This is a genomic window from Neobacillus sp. NPDC093127, from assembly GCF_044754175.1.
GTDB lineage: Bacteria > Bacillota > Bacilli > Bacillales > Cytobacillaceae > Neobacillus.
In genome coordinates, this window is record NZ_JBIVOP010000031.1 from 24,440 (window position 1) to 45,825 (window position 21,386).

The following is a 21,386-nucleotide window of genomic DNA, read 5'->3' on the forward strand; positions in this document are numbered from 1 at the left end:
TTAACTAATTGTCTAGCTTCAGGATTTGAATAAGGAGCTTACATATTGCGTTTGAGGAAGGAGGATAAAGGTTGAATGGTTTAAAGTCATTATTTTTAATGCAGGAAGATGTTCACTCCATTATTGCGGGAGTGGAAGAAGGGTTAAAGGAACAGCTGATTGCCGGCTTATCCGGTTCGTCTAGGACGGTGTTAATTGCTTCTATTTACGAACAAATGAAACGGCCAATCATCCTGGTTACCCACAATCTATTACAAGCTCAAAAACTCTATGATGATATTGTCAATCTATTAAGTGACAAGGAAGTTTTTCTTTTTCCAGCTAATGAATTAATTGCAGCTGAGCTAAGTATTGCAAGTCCGGAATTAAAGGCACAAAGAATCGAGGCTTTAAACCACTGGAGTAAGCAAAAACAAGGGATTTTAATTGTTCCGATTGCCGGTTTAAAGAAAATTATTCCTCCTAAGTCCCTGTGGAAACAATACCAGCTGCCGTTAACAGTAGGGGAAGATATCGATATTGATAAAACCTTATATACATTTGTCAAAATGGGCTACGTACGGTCAGAGATGGTCACAACTCCGGGGGAATTTAGTGTCAGGGGCGGAATTATCGATATTTATCCGCTAACGGAGGCTAATCCGCTAAGAATTGAATTATTTGACACAGAGGTTGAATCGATTCGTTATTTCTCTCTCGATGACCAGCGTTCCAAAGAAAAGATTACTAAGATTTCGATTGGACCAGCAACCGAAATCCTCTTGGAAGATGAGAATTATAGCCGGATCATTGGGAAACTTGAAGATGGCTTAGCAAATAGTCTTCGAAAATTAAAGGATGAGAAGGCAAAAATACTGCTGACGCAAAATATCAGCCATGAGCTTGAGCAGTTGAAAAATGGCCAAAAGCCTGACCAGGTCTACAAATACTTATCCTTGGCCTACGACCGGCCTCATAGTTTACTAGACTATCTGCCGAGTAATGGTCTCGTGTTTATTGACGAAATCAGCAGGGTTCAAGAGATGAATGATTCGCTTGTTAAAGAGGAAGCAGAATGGTATACAAGTTTACTTGGCGGCGGAGAAATCATTCATGACCTCCATATTTCCCATGACCTGCCAATGCTCTTGCAAAAAAGAGAATTTCCGCTTCTTTATATGTCCTTGTTTCTACGGCATGTCGCCAATACAAGTCCACAAAATATTATTAATATTTCTTGTAAGCAAATGCAAAACTTCCACGGACAAATGCATCTTTTAAAGGCCGAAATTGACAGGTGGAAGAAGGGCAATTATTCTATTTTATTTTTAGGACCGGACGAAGATCGGGTAAAAAAGTTAGAACGTGTCCTAGAGGACTATGAAATCGACAGCAGTATTTTAAAGGGCGGCCAGCAGCTTTTACCCGGTAAAGTTCAGATTATGAAAGGCAGTCTGCATACGGGCTTCGAACTTTCCATCCAAAAAATAGCTGTCATCACTGAGGAAGAATTATTTAGTAAACGTATGAAAAAGCCTGCCAGCCGGCAGAAGCTATCAAATGCGGAACGAATTAAGAGCTACTCGGAGCTGCGGATAGGCGATCATGTTGTTCACGTCAATCATGGAATTGGAAAATATCTAGGGATTGAAACCCTTGTCATTAACGGAGTCCATAAAGATTATCTCCATATCCGTTATCAGGGTACAGATAAACTGTATGTTCCTGTTGAACAAATTGACCTTGTGATGAAGTATGTTGGTTCAGAAGGAAAAGAGCCAAAGGTTTATAAACTTGGCGGTACTGATTGGAAAAAGGTGAAGAAGAAGGTCGAATCATCCGTTCAGGATATTGCTGACGATTTAATCAAATTGTATGCCGAGCGTGAATCAGCCACAGGCTTTGCCTATTCTCCTGATGGGGATATGCAAAGGGAGTTTGAAACCTCCTTTGCCTACCAGGAAACGGACGACCAGCTTCGCTCCATCCACGAAATTAAAAAGGATATGGAACGGCCTCGGCCAATGGACCGACTGCTCTGTGGCGATGTTGGTTATGGAAAGACAGAGGTCGCGATTCGGGCTGCCTTCAAGGCGATTGCGGACGGAAAGCAGGTAGCGCTTCTAGTACCGACAACCATTTTGGCCCAGCAGCATTATGAAACACTAAGGGAGAGATTCCAAGACTATCCGATTAATATTGGCCTGTTAAGCCGCTTCCGTTCAAAGAAGCAGCAAACAGAAACAACCAAAGGCTTAAAAGCAGGGACGGTCGATATTGTAGTGGGGACACACCGCTTACTCTCGAAGGATATTGTTTACCGCGATTTAGGACTATTGATTGTCGATGAAGAGCAGCGGTTCGGGGTTACCCATAAGGAAAAAATAAAAAAATTAAAGACGAATGTAGATGTCCTAACCTTAACGGCAACACCAATCCCAAGAACACTTCATATGTCGATGCTTGGTGTCCGCGATTTATCGGTTATCGAGACGCCGCCAGAGAATCGTTTTCCGGTGCAGACGTATGTGATGGAATACAATGGATCTTTGGTGCGGGAAGCGATTGAGCGGGAGCTTGCCCGCGACGGACAAGTCTACTTTTTATATAATAGGGTAGAAGATATTGAACGCAAAGCAGAGGAAATTTCCATGCTCGTCCCCGATGCCCGCGTGATCTGCGCCCATGGGCAGATGTCTGAAAATGAATTGGAATCGGTCATGATTAGCTTCCTGGCCGGAGAATATGATGTTCTCGTAAGCACAACGATTATTGAAACCGGTGTCGATATTCCGAACGTTAATACATTGATTGTTTTTGATGCGGACCGTATGGGACTATCCCAGCTTTATCAGCTCCGCGGCCGTGTAGGAAGGTCAAATCGTGTCGCTTACGCCTATTTCACCTACCGCAAGGACAAAGTGTTAACAGAGGTCGCTGAAAAACGTCTGCAGGCGATTAAAGAGTTTACTGAATTAGGTTCTGGATTTAAGATTGCGATGCGTGATTTGTCAATCCGCGGAGCAGGAAATTTATTAGGCGCCCAGCAGCATGGCTTTATTGACTCTGTCGGTTTTGACCTTTATTCGCAAATGCTTAAAGAAGCGATTGAAGAACGAAAAGGAGACCTCGGAGTTGCTGTAGTGAAAAAGTCGGTTGAAATTGACCTTGAGATTGATGCTTATATCCCCGACACCTATATTAAGGACGGACATCAAAAAATTGAGATGTATAAGCGGTTTAGGGGCGCGGTTTCACTCGAGGATATTGCCGAGCTGCAGTCGGAAATGCAGGACCGTTTTGGCGAGTATCCTGACGAAGTTTCTTATTTGTTCCAGATTGCCGAAATGAAAGTGTATGCACTAACTAATGGTGTAGAACAAATTAAGCAGGTTAAACAAGAGGTTACTATTTTTATCAGTGAAGAAGTGACGAAGACCATTGATGGCAGCAAAATCTTCCGCCTCGGCAGTCAATTTGGCCGGAATGTAAATCCGGGAATGGAAGGGTCAAGGCTCAAAATTGTGATTAATAATAAGGAGTACCGGACAACACAATGGCTCCATATTGTTCTTGAAATGATTAAAGGAATCCCGCTGGCTAAAAGGGATAAGGAAAATTCCGTGAAATAAAAGATGATTATTTTTAAACAGTGGGCTTTCTTCCATTTGTTAGACTATTTACTTTATTTGTGAAAAAATATTCCGAATGTGTATAGAACTTTCCAGTTGAAAGATACTAAGTTCAAAGTTGGTGGTTATTTCATTATTAGGAAACAAAGTCAACCACCAAGTTGAAAAATCATCAGATGAAAGTGAGGCAACATTGGATGAAAGCAACTGGAATAGTTCGTCGAATTGATGATTTGGGTCGCGTTGTCATTCCCAAAGAAATACGCAGAACACTGCGTATCCGCGAAGGGGATCCGTTAGAGATTTTTGTTGATCGAGACGGGGAAGTCATTTTAAAGAAGTATTCACCAATAAGCGAATTAAGCGATTTTGCCAAGGAGTATGCGGAAGCCCTATTTGACAGCCTCGGAAACCCGGTATTAATTTGTGATCGAGATACGTATATTGCTTTAGCAGGCAGTTCTAAGAAGGATTATTTAAATAAAAGTATCAGCGATTTAGTGGAAAAAACAATGGAAGAACGGAACTCGGTTCTCCATACCCAGCAGGCAGATATTGCTTTAGCCGATGGAAATGATGAGAGTGTATCTTCCTATACCATTGGGCCGATTATTGCAAATGGCGACCCAATCGGAGCTGTAATTATCTATTCTAAAGAAGGAACCCTAGGTGAAGTAGAACAAAAAGCGGTAGAAACAGCCGCGGGGTTCCTAGCACGACAAATGGAATCATAACTAAAAAAGACAGCCGCGGCTGTCTTTTTTTGTTTAAAGGAAGAGGGTTGGTTCTTTTAAGTCCTTTGGATTTTCCAATAAATGTCTAATTAGCCAAAACCCCTTGAAAAATAGCCAAAACCCCCTGAAAAGTAGCCAAAACCACCTCAAAAGTAGCCAAAGGATTTTTTCGAAGTTGGATAGTCAATAAAAAACCAAAAAAAACGGCCTCTTACTGGCCGTTAATTTTGGAAAAACCAATTCTCCACTAAAAAATCCTTATTCCGATGTAAACTCCAAATCCCTTTTTTAAATCTTAGTCCCATAGTCTATAAATCGCTTAATTTTAGGAAACAGCTTTACCGCATTATTAAAAAACAGGTCTTCATGCGCTTCCCTGGGAATGAGCTCCTTCATCAAATCAATATAGGGCTGCACTTGAACTAATGGCCAGTCCGTACCAAACAGAAACTTCGAGTAATCATCGGTAAAGGCCAGCGCATGTTTCAGATGGTTAAAGAAATAAGGTGACTCCAGCTTTTTCTGCAAATCGTCCCTTGTACCGACAAGGAGCCCAGATAAGTCTGCATACATATTGCGATTCTTATATAAAACCTCAGCACCATCAAGGACCCACGGGTCGCCAAAGTGCGCCATCATGAAATTAATCTCGCGATATTTTACCGCAACTTCATCAAGGGTTAGCGGGTGGGCGTATTTCAGCAGGCCGCGTTCGGAATACGTATCGCCCGTATGAAACACAACCGGCAGTCCATATTTAATCGCCAGCTCATAAACGGGACTGTAGACCTCGTCATAAGCATAGAACGGATAGTAGCCAAGATAAATTTTTATCCCGACGACCTCCGGTTTCACAAGCAGCTCCTCAAGTGCCGCCAATTCTTGAGCGCCTAATCTATACGGGTTAATCCCAGGACAATAACAGATGTTTGCGGGAAGCTGAGCATCTAAATCAAGGCCCATCGGCGTTGCCGTCTCATAATCGGGGAAGCCGTCCGCTTTGGTTTCTGTTAATCCCATGGCAATTCCAAGCACAACGTCCGCATCGCGATACTCCTGCCATAAACCTTCGGATGAATAATCCAGCTTCGATAAATTACTGGCAGTCTCCTTAAAGCTTGAAATATTGGAAAAATGCATATGGGCATCAATAATTCGCATCACTCACACGTCTCCTTTCAATTGCCAGCACCGTTAAAGCGAATATTTTTTATATCTTGGAGCGCATCTTCAGGAACCTTCTCACCATTAAAGAGATAGAAGATCGGTGCCGTCCAATAAGTTTCCCCATGTTGTAAAGACAGCTTTGAAAAGACCGTATGATGGGCTACTTCTTTATTTAGATAAAGTTCCGATTTCCTGGCCTGATAATCAGAGATGACCTGCAGTTTTTCTGGAGCAGCTTCATGGCCAATGATGAAGCTTTGTTTCACATCGATTTCCATCTCACCTTTTCCAAAATACGCTTTCTGACTTGGATAATACTCGACCCAGCTATTTTCCACATTTTTAAAAGCAGCTTGGCTATACCAGCCTTCATTCTTAAAATACTGATTGGTATCTTGCAGAATTTCGGTTGTATGGCACATCACTGGTGCACCCGGCTGCAGTAAATAATATTGATTGTAGATAAGTCCTTTAAAGGATTCATGCTGTAAAATTTGAACCTGGAGCTTAATACCCGTCCAGCGATTTCCTTTGTTATCGGTGATGGTAACAAACCCCGCCGACCGTTCCTCTTTTACAAGGGAATTGCTGGATATGTTTAATAATGCATTGCGAATTCCGCCGGCCCAAGGATTCCACCACGATTTAGGCATAAGTGCAGGGAAGGACGTATCGAGCCACTCGTGCCCCTTATAGGTTAACGAATAGAGGGCAGGGAAAAAGTCCGGAGCCGCTTTAATGCTGACAAGCCCATTATCAACCTCATACACGGGGACCCCATCTTGGACATATTGCTCAGTTTGAATCGCCGTATTGTCTGTGCAAATGATAAGAGAGCGCAGCGAAGATTGCTCCAATTTCAGGTCGGCATTGAGCTTGAGCAGCTTTACCCTTGACCCGCCCTCGAAGTGAAGTGGAAAAACGGCTTCCCTTTTTGCATCTTTTTCGGAAAGATGTTGTTTCTGTTCGGATTCCTGGCCATCCACTTGAATGCTGACTTCTCCGTCCAAATGAGCCAGCCTTACATCTTTATAATGAACTGATGTCTGCCCTTGAACAAACGGATTATGATTCTCTGGGTAAAATTGTGCCGGTTGAGCGGTTGCCGTCTCAACAGCATGAACTTTTTTAAGTGCAAACCTCCTGAAAGCCTCCCAGGTCGGAAATGCGCCCATTGAAAGATAAGTCGGTTGTGTCTTTGCCACCCCCTTGGCCGGAATCACCCCAAGTTTGTGTTCAAAGAATAAGAACCAATGTTCAAATTGAACTTTTGTCTCACTGCTCCAGCAAATCCCGCTAGGAAGAGCAGAATCGCGCTTGAAAATCCAATTCTCATCCAGTTTTTCACTTTGCCAATACTGAATCATTCCGTCCTTCAATTCATTGACTTCAATCATCTGTCCATCATAAGGAAAAACGGAACCGTACATGGACTGGACGAAATTATGACTGTCATTCAGCCAAATTTCCTGCATCAAAGCCGCATCGGCAAGATTATGAATTTGATAATGATGCTCCATCAATCCTTCGGCATACACCTTGGCAATCGAGTGCAGCTGCAGGTCCGGGAATGACTGCGAATGATACACAGCCTTCAGACAAAGCGCCCCTTTTTCTTCAAAAAATTCAATGTGATCGGGCCGCTTTTTCGAGAATTCGCTCGAAAAAGGTTTACCAAGCTTCGGATAGAAAAAGAAAGGTATTTCCTCTTCAGCGGACCCGGCGCGTCCAAAATAAAGGCGGTTATCAAATTTACTTAAGTACACATGAGCGAGTCCGTTATAAGCATGCCAATAGTCGTCACATTCTCCGGTCAATTTGGCGCTCATCCCGTAAAACGCTAAGCCAATTTTTTTGGAAAAATAAATCGTTTCACCTGATTTTTTTACTGCTTTTATTTGAAGTGGCTGCTGATAAAAGCCGTATTCCGTTAAGCGGTAAGGAATCGGGAGAAGTTTCCGTTCTTTTGCTCCCAGCATAATTTGAACCTGCTCATCTGCGAAATCAATAAAGTGCGCTTTTGGCCACGTAAACGAGAATTGCACTTCTTCATTGAAGTGATTCTCCAACTCTAAATAGAGCTCTGAGTCGCTCTCAAGAAAGGGCAGTTCATTTGGAATTTTCGCCGTTACCTTGGCGGGGTATTTGCTATTAATACCAAGCTTGAAGGTCGCTTCTTTCCCATTGATTGTCACTTTAGCGGCCACGGTTGGGTGGGTGCGCCAAATATTTTGTTCTTCCGTAATTTCACCAACAAAGAATCTGCCTTCAACAATCTCTGAGTCCATCACTGTCAGCTGCTTCCCAAAATCAAAGTGGATATTTTGATCGTCGAACCCTTCAATCGCAATAGTTAATGGCTCATTTGTTTTGTTTTCTATCTTGAATTGAATCGGGTATTCTGCACCGAAGATCAGGTCCTGCTGTTCAATTGAGGCAGAGATTAAATATTCGTCAGTCTCAATCAATCTTAGCCCACGGCCTTTTCGTTCATATTCCATCCGCAGCCGCTGCCCATCCTTCTCCCACTTATACTCATAGAAATCAAAGCCGCTTTCTTTCCTGCCATCGGGCTTCACTTCAATTTCCATTTTGCGGTCATGGTACCAATCCGCTTTTTCAAAAAAGCCTTGGACTGCCTCTGTGGTGAGGACCGAGGGGATAAAGTTCATTAGATGAACGGTGTCATCGCGGTTCTCCCAGAAGAATCCGCATTTTTTATACAAGGGAACGGCCTTTATATTGCCACCCCAAGTATAGAGGTCGAGTCTCTGCCAGCCCAGCTCAATGGTTCGTTCGACTGCCTTCAGCACCAGCTGCTTGCCAATCTTTTTCCCTTGGTATTCTTCGCGTACGTTAAGCAATGGGATGTAGAGCGCACCGCTATCCTCACGGTACTCACTGACACCGCAATATCCGGCGACACCATTTTCATCCATTGCTAAATAAGTATTTAGATTAATTGAATTTTCTTCCTGCTGCCGGACACTCTCAGCGGTCGAAATATCATTTCCGCCGCCCCATCCTTCACGGCTATGATTCCACATATCGGCGACCTTTTCAGCTAAATCATGACGATACTCTACGATTTTCATTTGTTAACTCCTCATCCATTTCGTATTTTTTCACTAACCATCCTCGATTACCTCAACGTTTGAAAAATTAGTTAACTGAAAAATGATCATGCTAAAAACCCCCTTTCGTAATTTAGGAAAAGGCTGTGTTAAAGGTGAATGTTGATTTCCGTTCCAGGCGCTTCGCTTTCTGCGGGGCGGGCGGTGAGCCTCCTCGGCGAATTGCGCGCCTGCGGGGTCTCACCTGTCCCGCTGCTCCCGCAGGAGTCTCGCGCCTTCCACTCCAATCAACATTGTGGTCAAATTCAACAATGTTCTTTAACACAGCTTAGGAAAAAATAAAAGACCCTGCAGCTACAAGGTCTTTTGGTCACAAAGCGGCTATTTACCGTTTCGTTAGGAATAGAATGGTAGACTTGTAGGAATGTACAGGTTATTGATCATTAAAATAAGCGCTGACTTTTTCGAAAACATCCTGTACCCCTCCTCCAAAAGGTAATTCTTACCACAGAGATAATTATATAATAAAATATTTGGAAAAGTAAATTAATTTTACAAAATGGATCAAAGGGATGAATTGATATAACAAATTCCTAGTAGCTAGGAAAACTTTGTTGATTCTCCCGGAAAAAGCACTCATTCTGTCCTCATGATTGGCCCATGAGTATAACCATAAGAGCAGTTCATAAAGCCCTTTTCGAAGGAAATCAAGTCATAATGGTTCATGAGAGCAGTTCATAAAGCCTTTTTGAAGGAAATTAAAGTCATAACGGTTCATGAGAGTGATTTATAAAGCCCTTTTGAAAGGAAATCAAGTCATAACGGTTCATAAGAGTGGTTCATAATGCCCTTTTCGAAGGAAATCAAGTCATAATGGTTCATGAGAGTGATTTATAAAGCCCTTTTGAAAGGAAATCAAGTCCCAACGGTTCATAAGAGTGGTTCATAATGCCTTTTTCGAAGGAAATCAAGTCATAACGGTTGATAAGAGAAAGTCTAAAATTTTGTAATTAAATTATTTACAAAAAGTAATGGACATTCCCGATAAAAATACAGTGAAATGGTCCATTGTGTCTTATTGGAGCCCGCTCCGCCTGAAAACACGGGTAAAAGGTATCCAATCACCCTTATTGGAGCCCGTTTCGCCCGAAAACACGGGTAAAAGGTATCCAATCACCCTTATTGGAGCCCTTTCCGCCTGAAAACTCGGAGAAAAGGTATCCAACCGGTCTTATTGGAGCCCGCTCCGCCCAAAAAATTGGAGAAAAGGTATCCAATCATCCATATTAGAGCCCGTTTTGCCCGTTCTCCATTATCCATTAAAACCCCCACTATGCTATAATTACCTCTAGTTTAGTTAGTAGGTGAAGCAATGAAATCCGTGAATCATTCAACTGCGTTGTTCAAAGGCGCGTTTATTTTAACAATTGCCGCACTTCTTACGAAAATATTAAGTGCGTTTTATCGTATTCCTTTTCAAAACATCGTAGGGGATATTGGTTTTTATATATATCAGCAAGTATATCCGTTCTATGGGTTGGCGATTGTCCTGTCGACCACAGGCTTCCCAGTGGTGATTTCGAAGCTATACGCAGAACAAAAGGAGAACGGGGATGATGAAAAATCCCGCCTGCTTCTTTTCGTATCCTTTGTTTATTTACAGATTATCGGCATCCTGTGTTTCCTCATTCTCTATGGCGGTGCTGGACAAATTGCAGGCTGGATGAAGGACCCGCAATTGGCGATATTATTAAGGGTTGTTTCAATTGTATTTTTAATCTTTCCGTTTGTTGCCCTACTTAGAGGGTATTACCAAGCGATAGGCGAAATGGCCCCGACGGCGTTATCACAAGTCGGGGAACAAATCATTCGTGTCTTGACGATTATTTTTCTAGCTTCGCTTTTCATGGAAAAAGGCTATTCCCTTTATTTTGTCGGCGGCGGGGCGATGGTTGGCTCGATTACCGGGAGTATGATTGCCAGCCTCATTTTGTTTATGTTCGTCCGGAAACGTAAAGAATGGAATGTAATGGCTCCAAGCAGGGGGATGTTGCAAAATAACTCGTTGGAAGTGAAACGGATTGTAAAAATGCTCACTTTTCAAGGACTGTTCATTTGTTTAAGCGGAATGCTAATGATCTTTATGCAGCTAGTGGATTCGTTAAATTTATACTCCTTACTTGTAGCAAACGGTACGGAACAGGATCTCGCTAAAAGTTTAAAGGGGGTATTCGACCGCGGCCAGCCATTAATCCAATTAGGAACAGTTGCTGCAGCCTCGATGTCATTAACGCTTGTACCGCTCATAAGCCGCGAGCGATTAGCGGCAAAACCGGAATTCTTAAATCATAAAATTCAAGTAGCGGTTAAGGTAAGCATCGTGATTGGACTTGGAGCTTCAGCGGGTTTATGGGCGATTATCGAGCCTACCAATGTGATGCTGTTCGAAAATGTCAACGGTTCAGCGGTATTAGGGGTCCTTGGTTTTGTTATTCTATTTACCTCGATAATTGCAACAATCATCGCGATTATGCAGGGACTCGGAAGTCTGCTTTATCCTGCAGTAGCAGTGGTAATCACCTTTCCGTTGAAATATTTTTTTAACATGGTCTTCATTCCATTATTCGGAACGATGGGGGCGGCGATATCTTCGCTTCTTGCATTAGGATTGGTCACAGTTTTTCTATTGCTAAAATTTAAAAAAATAATCGCAATCCCGCTGTTTCCATCCCGTTTTTTAAGGATAGTCCTAACAGCGGCGATCACGATGGTTTTGTTTTTAAAAGGCTATTTATTTTTAACGAATCATCTTGTTGCCACAATTGGGTCAGAGCGGCTAGGAGCGGCGGTGCAATCGTTAACTGCTGTTTCGCTCGGCGGCGTCATCTTTTTAGTAATTATCATCAGGGGGAACGTATTTCTTGAAGAAGAATTGGGGCTTTTCCCATTTGGAAGCAAATTACTTCATTTACTCCCACGAAAGGACAGAGATTAAATTATGGTGAAAAAAATCGAAATCGTCGGGTTAGGAGCAGGCGACCTTGAGCAGCTCCCGGTTGGCATTTATAAGAAATTGCTTCACGCGCCGCAACTGTTTTTAAGAACGAAAGAACATCCGGTCATTTCTGAACTCGAAAAAGAAGGACTATCCTATACCTCTTTTGACAGCGTGTATGAAAAATACGATCAATTTGAAGCCGTATATGAGGAAATCGCCCAAACATTATTGAAACTAGCCCAAACGGAAGCGGTGATTTACGCTGTTCCGGGACACCCACTCGTTGCCGAGCAGACAGTGCAGCTCCTTTTGGAATACGGACCAAAGGAAGATGTGGAAATTATCATTGGCGGCGGGCAAAGCTTTCTTGATGCCCTGTTTGCTTCATTGAAAATCGACCCGGTTGAAGGGTTTCAATTGCTCGATGGCACAGCGCTCACAGCCTCCCAGCTGCAAATCGACCAGCATATCATCATTAGCCAGGTATACGACCAGTTCGTGGCATCAAACGTAAAGCTAACGTTAATGGAGAAATTACCGGATGATTATCAGGTGTATATCGTAACGGCAGCAGGAAGTAAACAGGAGCACATCGAAAAACTGCCATTGTATGAATTGGACCGGAATGTTTCAATCAATAACCTTACTTCGGTCTTTGTCCCGCCAGTGACAGAAGAAGAAATTTTATTGAAAAATTTTTCGAAGCTGCGCGCGATTATCGCTGAATTAAGGGGTCCAAACGGCTGCCCGTGGGATAAGGAACAAACCCATGAGTCATTAAAAAAGTACTTAATCGAAGAAACGTACGAAGTCATTGACGCGATTGACAGTGAAGATATTGATCACTTAATTGAAGAACTGGGAGATGTCCTGCTTCAGGTGCTGCTTCATGCGCAAATTGGCGAAGATGATGGGTATTTTTCCATTGATGATGTGATTGAAGGTGTGTCGGCAAAAATGATTCGCAGGCATCCCCATGTGTTCGGAAATGTTATTGCCGCGAATAGTGAAGAAGTCTTGCAAAATTGGCAGGAAATTAAGAAACAGGAAAAAGGAGAAGCACCTTCAGCCATCCTTGAAGGAGTATCAAAGTCGTTACCGAATTTGATAAGGGCCTATGAATTGCAAAGATTAGCGGCAAAGGTTGGCTTTGATTGGCAGGAGATTACCCCTGCTTTGGCGAAAGTGAAAGAAGAGCTCAATGAATTTACCGCTGAATTGGATGGTACTGCAGAAGGCTTCGAGCGTGCAAAAAAAGAATTTGGTGATTTATTATTTGCCTTTGTGAATGTGGCCCGATTCTTAAAAATCCATCCCGAAGAAGCACTTTATGAAACAAATGAAAAGTTTATGCGCCGGTTCCAATACATCGAGGAAAATGTAAAAGCAAGCGGCAGACCGTTTGAGGACTATACGCTTGAAGAGCTCGATCAGTACTGGGACGAAGCAAAACGAAAAGGATTGTAGAAAAGAGGGGAAATCATCATGCGTTTAGATAAGTTTTTAAAGGTTTCAAGATTAATTAAGCGGAGAACATTAGCCAAAGAAGTATCCGATCAAGGCAGAATTGAAATTAATGGGAAAGAGGCAAAGGCCAGTTCCACCGTTAAAGTCGGCGATGAATTAACGATTCGCCTTGGACAGAGAAGGGTTACAGCAAGAATTGACCGAATTCAAGAAACATCCCGCAAAGATGAAGCAGCGGAGATGTATACCATCTTGAAGGAAGAAAAGCTTGGGTCATCAGAGAATCCATTAAGTTAGGCAAGTTCTATTTCCTGCATCCTTCACATACATTTTACATAAAGGTTGTACAAATGATTGTGAGGGATGAAAATGAGCCAATATTATGAAAGTAATACCACAAAAAGCAGTGTTCCGGATCATGATGTCATTATGAGAGGAAGGAAGCTTCTCGATATTACCGGCGTTAAACAGGTGGAGAGCTTTGATAATGAGGAATTCTTATTGGAAACGGTAATGGGATTTTTAGCAATCAAAGGACAAAACCTGCAGATGAAGAATTTGGATGTCGAAAAGGGGATTGTCTCCATCAAAGGGAAGATCTTTGACCTGGAATACTTGGATGAACAGCACGGGGAGAAAGCTAAAGGTTTCTTTAGCAAGTTATTCCGATGACCCTTTCGACACAATTTCTCACGATGCTTTCGATGATTGGAATGGGGTCGTTGTTTGGCGCCATGTTTGATACGTACCAACGGTTTTTAAATCGGCCAAAACGAAAAACATGGATTGTCTTCTGCAATGACCTATTATTTTGGATCATTCAAGCTGTGCTTATTTTTTACACTTTATTTATTATTAATAATGGAGAAATAAGGTTTTATATATTTATAGCGCTTATATGCGGGTTTGCAGCCTACCAGGGCCTGTTTAAAGGGATTTATCTGCAGTTATTGGAGATGGTAATCGAGACGATCATTGCCGTTACTAAGTTTTTGAAAAAAACCTTTCAACTACTCATTTATAAACCTATCCTTGGTCTAATCCAACTGGTTATTACCATCATTCTCGTACTTGGCAGGGGTCTTTATACCCTTGTCAAATTTGTTTTTAAAGTTTTACTATTACTATTAAAAATTATCGTATACCCATTGCAAAAAATAGTATTAATTTTTTGGAAACTTTTGCCGAAAGGTCTTAAAAAAGCCGTCGAGAAGTTATATAATAAAATAGCAGGAAATTTTCAGGGAATCAGGAATACTATTATTAAGTGGATTGATAGATGGAAAAAACGAAAAGAGTGAGGAGGTTACGGGAAATGGGAGCGGAACGAAAAAGAAATGTGTCAAAAATGCAGACAACCTATGTCGCGCAGCAGGAATATGCAGAAATTGCATCAGCCAGGAAAAGGAAATTATTACTTAGACGCCTATCGCTCTTTGTGGTGTTTGCAGGCTTTCTGTCGTATCTGATGATTTCCAGTTATCTTTCCCAAACCACTAAACTTGATGCAAAAATTGCTCAAAAGAAACAGCTTGACACCCAGCTGACTAAATTAAAACAGCAGCAGGAAGTCCTCAATGAAGATATCATTAAATTAAATGATGATGAATACATTGCCAAGCTTGCGAGAAAAGAAATTTTTTTCTCTGGGGAAAATGAAATTATCTTTAATATTCCGGAAACAAAGAAGGAAAAATGAACCATTGTTTAGTCATATTGACACTGAATTTTTACTTTCTGTATAATATAGAGTAAGATTGATTTTTTATTATTTTAAGGAGGAACATTCTTTTTATGTCAATTGAAGTAGGCAGCAAGTTACAGGGAAAGGTAACAGGGATTACAAATTTCGGAGCGTTCGTGGAGCTGCCGGAGGGCTCAACAGGACTCGTCCACATCAGTGAGGTTGCTGACAACTATGTCAAGGATATTAACGATCATCTTAAGGTTGGCGACCAAGTTGAGGTTAAAGTCATCAATGTTGAGAAGGACGGGAAAATTGGCCTATCCATTAAAAAGGCAAAGGATAGACCCGAAGCCCCGCAAAGATCCCACTCACAACGCCCACGTCAAGGCAGGTCAAACGATCGCAATAATCCTAGACCAGAAAACTTTGAATCAAAAATGGCTAAATTTTTAAAAGATAGTGAAGATCGTTTATCTTCCTTAAAGCGCAACACAGAGTCCAAGCGTGGAGGAAGAGGAGCTAGACGGGGTTAACTTGCTGCTTAATTGTTGTCGGATAAAGCAGGTTTCACTAAATATCTTATAGTAAGACAGGTCCTTAGCGGGCTTGTCTTTTTTGTCGTTTCCAAAGCACCAAAATCGACATAAATAAATGTAGTTATGATTATTTGAATGATTATAGTGAAAAGCGTCGAACGATTATTTTAACTTGTTCACTATTTTGACAAACTTTTAAGTCTTTTAATTTTATAATGATCAACAATGATGAATAATAGGGAGTGTGATTATGGAAAAGACAAATGCAAGTTTCATAGAACCGGTTGGGAAAGTTAACCTTCATTCTTCGAAATCGGCCTTGGGGAGTGGACTCGGGAAATTCCATGCGCTGCTCGAGTCCTTTTTTATAAAAAAGGGTTATCTTTTGTTATTCGTGGGATTTTTACTGGGACGAGCCTTAATCCTGGCAAAGCTGACCCCGTTCTGCCTTCCTTTTTTTGCCTCTGTCTATTTAATCAGAAGAGAGCGGGCACCGCTAGCCCTAATCGGACTAGTTGTCGGAGCAGCAACCTTGTCACTTGCAAATGCCGCCTTTACGTTCTCAATTACAATTTTCTTTTTGGTCATTTTCCGGATCAGTCAAAAGTGGCTGACAAATGAAATGAGAGCACTGCCTTTTTTTGTCGGGATTATCCTCGGTATTGGAAAACTGGGTGAAGCGTTTATTCTATCACAGCAATTGGTTCTATATGATTTATTAATGGTCGGTGTCCAGGCAAGCCTTGCCTTCATTTTGACGCTAATTTTTTTACAAAGTATTCCTTTATTAACCTTGAATAAGCGCAGACAGCTGTTAAAAACAGAAGAAATCGTCTGCCTAATCATTATGCTCGCTTCGATTATGACGGGCACCATTGGCTGGCAAGTGTATGATTTGTCGCTTGAACATATTATGTCGCGCTACTTAGTGTTGGTATTTGCCTTTATTGCCGGAGCAACAGTCGGCTCTACTGTAGGAGTGGTGACTGGGTTGATTTTCAGCCTTGCAAGCGTATCAAGCTTCTACCATATGAGTTTACTAGCCTTCTCAGGTGTCCTCGGCGGATTACTGAAGGAAGGGAAGAAAGTCGGTGTTTCCATTGGCCTATTTATTGCCACCCTCCTCATCGGAATGTATGGGGAAGGGGGAGGCTCGTTATTGAAAACTGTATTAGAGTCAACTGCTGCTGTTTTCTTATTCCTCTTAACACCACAAGCTCTTACCTCTAGACTAGCAAAGTATATACCTGGTACACCGGAATACACAGCCGAGCAGCAAAAATATATGAGGAAAATGCGTGACGTAACGGCACAACGGGTTTCGCAATTTTCAAGTGTGTTTCATGCCCTTTCAAAAAGCTTTTCCAAAATGGAAGTCATCCCGGATGAAGCTGAAAATGACCGGGAAATGGATTACTTTATGAGTAATGTAACGGAAAAAACGTGCCAAACATGCTTTAAGAAGGAACAATGCTGGGCAAAGAATTTTAATACAACCTATGCCTATATGGAGGAAATTATTCACGAAATGGATCAAAATGATGGTACAGTCTCTACTAAATTATCAAGAGACTGGGAAAAGCTTTGTACACGTTCGAAAAAAGTATATGAAACGATAGGCCAGCAATTAACCTTTTTCCAGGCCAATCAAAAATTAAAGAAACAGGTTCAGGAGAGCCGGAGGCTTGTTGCTGATCAATTATTAGGAGTTTCTGAAGTAATGGATAATTTCGCGAAGGAGATTCAACGGGAAAGGGAAAATCATCACAAACAGGAGGAGCAAATTATCGAGGCGGTGCAAGGGTTTGGGATTCATATTGAACAGGTGGAAATTTATAGTCTTGATCAGGGAAATGTCGATATTGAGATGTCGGTGCCATTTTGTAATGGCCATGGGGAATGTGAGAAATTAATTGCCCCGATGCTGTCTGACATCCTTGGGGAAACAATTGTAGTTAACAAGGAGGAATGCGCAACCTTTCCGAATGCTTTTTGTCACGTCACCTTCCGATCATCGAAGGCGTTTACGGTGGAAACGGGGGCAGCCCATGCGGCTAAAGATGGAGGTTTGGTTTCGGGTGACAGCTATTCAACCATTGAACTTGGTTTGGGCAAGTATGCGATTGCCATTAGTGATGGCATGGGAAACGGCGAAAGAGCCCATTATGAAAGTAATGAAACACTAATGCTTTTACAAAAAATACTCCAATCAGGGATTGAAGAGCGGACAGCGATTAAATCAATAAATTCTATTCTTTCCCTTCGAACAACAGATGAAATTTTTTCTACGTTAGATTTGGCAATGATTGATTTGAAAAATGCTTCGGCAAAATTCCTGAAAATTGGTTCAACACCAAGCTTCATTAAACGAGGTAAAAAGATCATTAAAATCCAAGCCAGCAACCTGCCAATCGGGATTCTTCAGGAATTTGAAGTCGATGTCGTCAGCGAACAATTAAAAGCCGGCGATCTTTTAGTCATGATGAGTGATGGGGTGTTTGAGGGGCCAAACCATGTGGAGAATTATGATTTATGGATGAAGCGGAAATTATTAGAATTAGAAACAGATGACCCACAGGAAATTGCTGATTTAATCTTAGAGGAGGTCATTCGTTCGAAATCGGATATTATTGATGACGATATGACTGTAACGGTGGCAAAAATAAAACATAATACCCCGAAATGGGCGTCAATCCCTGTCAATAAATTAAAGCGTAATGCGTAACTGCTTATATTGGACGAAACCATCTTAATATATGTATAAATCACTTTAATCCCGTCGAAAATGGTAGCAATACGTTACGTGGAGGGAGAAGGTTATGTATACAGGGAAAATTCGGCAAATCTTATTGATAACAGATGGCTGTTCGAATCAAGGAGAAGATCCAATTGCTATGGCTGCACTCGCGAAGGAACAGGGAATTACGGTCAATGTTATTGGTGTCACTGAGAAGGATATTATAGATGAAAAGGGAATGACGGAAATAGAAGGGATTGCCATGTCCGGCGGCGGTGTCAGTCAGATTGTTTATGCTGAAGCACTCTCGCAAACGGTGCAAATGGTAACTCGGAAAGCGATGAACCAAACGATTCAAGGTGTGGTAAATAGTCAATTACAGCAAATTTTAGGACGTTCGCAAACGATGGAAGACCTGCCGCCAGACAAACGCGGCGAAGTCATGGAGGTTGTCGATGAATTAGGGGAAACTGTCGAATTAGAAGTGTTGATTCTTGTCGATACGAGTGCAAGCATGAAACATAAGCTTCCCACCGTTAAGGAGGCACTGCTTGACCTCTCTCTAAGCTTAAACGCCCGAAGCGGAGAGAACCAATTTTCAGTTTACGTATTTCCCGGGAAAAAGAATGATGTCGAAAAATTGCTGGATTGGACCCCGAAGCTACAATCTTTGACAAGTATCTTTTCGCAGCTGTCGACTGGGGGAATTACCCCAACAGGGCCGGCATTACGGACGGCGCTTTCCTCATTCAGCCAAAAACAATCAATAAGGAGCCTGCTTTCACGTGATGATGAATCATACTTTGAAGAATCAATATAATCTTCGTCCTGGGACCATCATTTCTGGAAAATGGCATGGAAATAACTATACGATTGTAAAAGAACTAGGGTATGGGGCAAACGGGGTGGTGTACCTTGCCAAACACAAGCATTCTCAAGTAGCATTGAAAATGAGTGATAATGGGATGTCCATCACCTCAGAGGTAAATGTTCTGAAATCCTTTGCAAAGGTCCAGGGGTCCCAAACCCTCGGACCTTCTTTGCTTGATGTCGATGATTGGCAATGTAAACAGGGGGGACCGCTTATTTCCTTCTATGTCATGGAATATATTCAGGGCCCTGACTTCCTTTCCTTTTTACATCAAAGGGGAAAATCCTGGACGCTCGTGTTATTTTTGCAGCTGCTTAGTGATCTAGAGGTGCTCCATGAAAACGGCTGGGTTTTTGGTGATTTAAAGCCTGAGAACTTAATTGTCACAGGACCGCCGCCGAAAATCAGATGTATTGATGTCGGAGGAACAACGATGCAGGGAAGGGCGATTAAGGAATTCACTGAGTTTTATGACCGCGGCTATTGGGGGTTAGGTTCACGAAAGGCAGAGCCGTCCTATGATTTATTTGCTGCTGCCATGATCATGATTAACTCTGCCTATCCAAAACGATTTAAGAAAACTTCCGGGGGTATGTTACAGTTAAAAGAAGCAATTCGGCAAAAGCCGGAACTATTGAAATTTGAAAAGGCAATCGTAAAAGCCCTAAAGGGACATTACAGCAATGCAAAGCAAATGAGGGCTGAATTATTAGACGTAATGGTGGATAAACCAATTTCAGGCCCTTCTTTACAGCCCAAAACTGCTGACAGCGGCTCCTCAGTAAAAGGGCAAGTAAAAGTTTCGAAGGCTGGCAAGCCAATGACAAGGCAGACCTACCGAAAAAAGAAGAAAAAGAGCGGCTGGACAGAATTTTTCATTATAGCTTTGGTTCTAGGCATTTTATATGCCTTGTATACTTTTAATAAATTGCTTTAATTCGTGAAACTATTTATTACTTTGTCCGTATATAAAAGATGAAAATGAAAAAATTTCTAGTTCATTAAGCATGCCAATATTTTGATAGCTAATTGGGGTTAGTGGTAAGCTATTGGTATTCTAAAATTTTTTAGGTAAATACTTATGTTTAAGGAACGTGTAATCATATGTTGGAAACAAAGGTTGAGGCCCTTTTAAAGCACCACTCATTTCTGCTTGATAATAAGAAAATTGTCGTTGGAGTTTCAGGAGGACCGGATTCTTTAGCACTGCTTTACTATCTGCAGGGGGAAAAAGTTAAAAGGAATCTATCCATTATTGCTGCCCATGTGGACCATATGTTTCGCGGTCAGGAGTCTTATGAGGATGCCATGTTTGTCAAAGATATTTGTGAACAGCTTGATATTCCCTTTGAAATGGTGCGGGTCAACGTACCTGAAATATTGGAAACAACCGGGAAAAGTTCGCAAATTGCAGCACGAGAGGTAAGATATCAATTTTACCAGAAAGTAATGGAAAAGTATGACTGCCGCTACTTAGCTCTTGGCCATCATGGTGACGATCAAATTGAGACCATTCTCATGAGGTTAACGAGAGGAAGCAGTGGAAAAGCGAGAGCAGGAATCCCATTTTCCCGCCCTTTTTATACAGGTGTTATTTTCCGCCCATTTTTAAGTTTGACAAAGGATGAGCTACAGCAATATTGTCGACACCACCATCTTAGCCCAAGAATAGACCCAAGCAATGAGAAGAATATTTATAGTAGAAATCGATTTCGCAAACAGGTTCTCCCTTTTTTAAAAATGGAAAACAGCCGTGTTCACGAGCATTTTCAACGGTTTAGCGAAGAGCTCCAGACCGATGAGGACTTTCTACATGAGTTAACTGAAAAGCGAATGGAAACAGTAATGATAAAAAGAGAAGAGAGTAAAATTACTCTTGACATTAAAAGATTTCTTGAAATGCCTTTACCTTTACAAAGGAGAGGGATTCAACTAATATTAAACTATCTTTACAAAGAAAAACCTTCTTCTCTTTCGGCGATACATATTGATCAAGTATTTTTCTTAATTCATCATCGTGAACCTTCAGGTGAACTTGATTTTCCCAATGGTTTAAAAGTTATTCGCTCCTATTCACAGCTGTCTTTCCTTTTTACTTCCACTGTGGGGGAAAAATACCTTTTTGAAATAAACGAGCCAGGGAGTATTGTCTTGCCAACAGGAGGGAGTATCCGAATCGATTATTTAGATAAGGAAATCCCTGATACACACCAATACACAGCCTTGTTTAAGGCTTGCAGTATTCAGTGGCCGATTATCATTCGTACAAGGAATAAAGGCGATCGAATGACATTGAAGGGGATGCAAGGGTCGAAAAAGTTAAAGGATATTTTTATTGATCAGAAGGTTCCTGTTCAGGACCGAGATCAATGGCCTGTTATTACGGACAAAACGGATTGCATTATTTGGCTTCCAGGTTTAAAAAAATCTTCTTTTGAAGGTATTGATACATCCACAGAACAATATATACTACTTACTTATGATAAGTAACAATCTTCTAGGAG

General features: G+C 41.7%; 15 protein-coding genes. 13 read left to right on the top strand and 2 right to left on the bottom strand.

The annotated features are described in order from the left end of the window. Nucleotides 1–71 precede the first annotated feature (71 nt). Nucleotides 72–3,611 carry a transcription-repair coupling factor gene (gene mfd / locus ACIQCO_RS26115; RefSeq protein WP_400434832.1) on the top strand — a complete coding sequence of 1,180 codons (3,540 nt, stop codon included), beginning with the start codon at nucleotides 72–74 and terminating at the stop codon, nucleotides 3,609–3,611. Nucleotides 3,612–3,808: 197 nt separating this feature from the next. Continuing rightward, entirely contained in the window at nucleotides 3,809–4,345 is a 537-nt protein-coding gene (spoVT, locus tag ACIQCO_RS26120) for a stage V sporulation protein T (RefSeq protein ID WP_066094523.1), read from the top strand. 288 nt (nucleotides 4,346–4,633) lie between these two features. Here the strand turns inward: spoVT and ACIQCO_RS26125 are convergent, their stop codons facing one another. Together ACIQCO_RS26125 and ACIQCO_RS26130 are read right to left on the bottom strand one after the other, a co-directional pair. Next, nucleotides 4,634–5,506 (bottom strand): amidohydrolase family protein, encoded by an 873-nt coding sequence (locus ACIQCO_RS26125; RefSeq protein ID WP_400434883.1) that lies wholly within the window; start codon nucleotides 5,504–5,506, stop codon nucleotides 4,634–4,636. Nucleotides 5,507–5,523: 17 nt separating this feature from the next. Next, on the bottom strand, nucleotides 5,524–8,607 hold the full coding sequence (locus ACIQCO_RS26130; protein ID WP_400434834.1) for a GNAT family N-acetyltransferase: 3,084 nt from the start codon (nucleotides 8,605–8,607) through the stop codon (nucleotides 5,524–5,526). Nucleotides 8,608–9,958: 1,351 nt separating this feature from the next. Here ACIQCO_RS26130 and ACIQCO_RS26135 point away from each other — a divergent pair. The 11 genes from ACIQCO_RS26135 to tilS all read left to right on the top strand — a co-directional run bounded on the left by ACIQCO_RS26135 (nucleotide 9,959) and on the right by tilS (nucleotide 21,372). Beyond that, the gene (locus ACIQCO_RS26135; protein WP_400434835.1) at nucleotides 9,959–11,581 is read left to right on the top strand and encodes a putative polysaccharide biosynthesis protein; all 1,623 of its coding nucleotides are present in this window, start codon (nucleotides 9,959–9,961) and stop codon (nucleotides 11,579–11,581) included. A gap of 3 nt (nucleotides 11,582–11,584) precedes the next feature. After that, entirely contained in the window at nucleotides 11,585–13,051 is a 1,467-nt protein-coding gene (yabN, locus tag ACIQCO_RS26140) for a bifunctional methyltransferase/pyrophosphohydrolase YabN (protein ID WP_400434837.1), read from the top strand. Nucleotides 13,052–13,069: 18 nt separating this feature from the next. Beyond that, nucleotides 13,070–13,348: an RNA-binding S4 domain-containing protein gene (locus ACIQCO_RS26145; protein ID WP_400434839.1), complete on the top strand. Its 279-nt coding sequence runs from the start codon at nucleotides 13,070–13,072 to the stop codon at nucleotides 13,346–13,348. A gap of 72 nt (nucleotides 13,349–13,420) precedes the next feature. Further along, nucleotides 13,421–13,723, top strand: coding sequence for a sporulation protein YabP (gene yabP, locus ACIQCO_RS26150; protein ID WP_066094540.1), 303 nt, complete (start codon nucleotides 13,421–13,423; stop codon nucleotides 13,721–13,723). Next, nucleotides 13,720–14,352, top strand: coding sequence for a spore cortex biosynthesis protein YabQ (gene yabQ / locus ACIQCO_RS26155; protein WP_400434842.1), 633 nt, complete (start codon nucleotides 13,720–13,722; stop codon nucleotides 14,350–14,352). Before yabP ends, yabQ begins: the two co-directional genes overlap by 4 nt. A 14-nt stretch (nucleotides 14,353–14,366) precedes the next feature. Continuing rightward, nucleotides 14,367–14,750, top strand: a complete 384-nt coding sequence (locus tag ACIQCO_RS26160; protein ID WP_400434844.1) for an FtsB family cell division protein — start codon at nucleotides 14,367–14,369, stop codon at nucleotides 14,748–14,750. A 95-nt stretch (nucleotides 14,751–14,845) separates the two neighbouring features. Then, on the top strand, nucleotides 14,846–15,271 hold the full coding sequence (locus tag ACIQCO_RS26165; protein ID WP_400434846.1) for a S1 domain-containing RNA-binding protein: 426 nt from the start codon (nucleotides 14,846–14,848) through the stop codon (nucleotides 15,269–15,271). 253 nt (nucleotides 15,272–15,524) lie between these two features. After that, a complete protein-coding gene (gene spoIIE, locus ACIQCO_RS26170; protein ID WP_400434848.1) occupies nucleotides 15,525–17,999 on the top strand; it encodes a stage II sporulation protein E in 2,475 nt (824 codons plus the stop codon). A gap of 94 nt (nucleotides 18,000–18,093) precedes the next feature. Next, nucleotides 18,094–18,831 carry a vWA domain-containing protein gene (locus ACIQCO_RS26175; protein WP_400434849.1) on the top strand — a complete coding sequence of 246 codons (738 nt, stop codon included), beginning with the start codon at nucleotides 18,094–18,096 and terminating at the stop codon, nucleotides 18,829–18,831. Beyond that, nucleotides 18,800–19,819: a protein kinase domain-containing protein gene (locus ACIQCO_RS26180; RefSeq protein ID WP_400434851.1), complete on the top strand. Its 1,020-nt coding sequence runs from the start codon at nucleotides 18,800–18,802 to the stop codon at nucleotides 19,817–19,819. The genes ACIQCO_RS26175 and ACIQCO_RS26180 overlap by 32 nt, the downstream gene beginning before the upstream one ends. Nucleotides 19,820–19,986: 167 nt before the next feature. After that, complete coding sequence (gene tilS, locus ACIQCO_RS26185; protein ID WP_400434853.1) at nucleotides 19,987–21,372, top strand: tRNA lysidine(34) synthetase TilS; 1,386 nt, start codon at nucleotides 19,987–19,989, stop codon at nucleotides 21,370–21,372. Nucleotides 21,373–21,386: the final 14 nt, after the last annotated feature.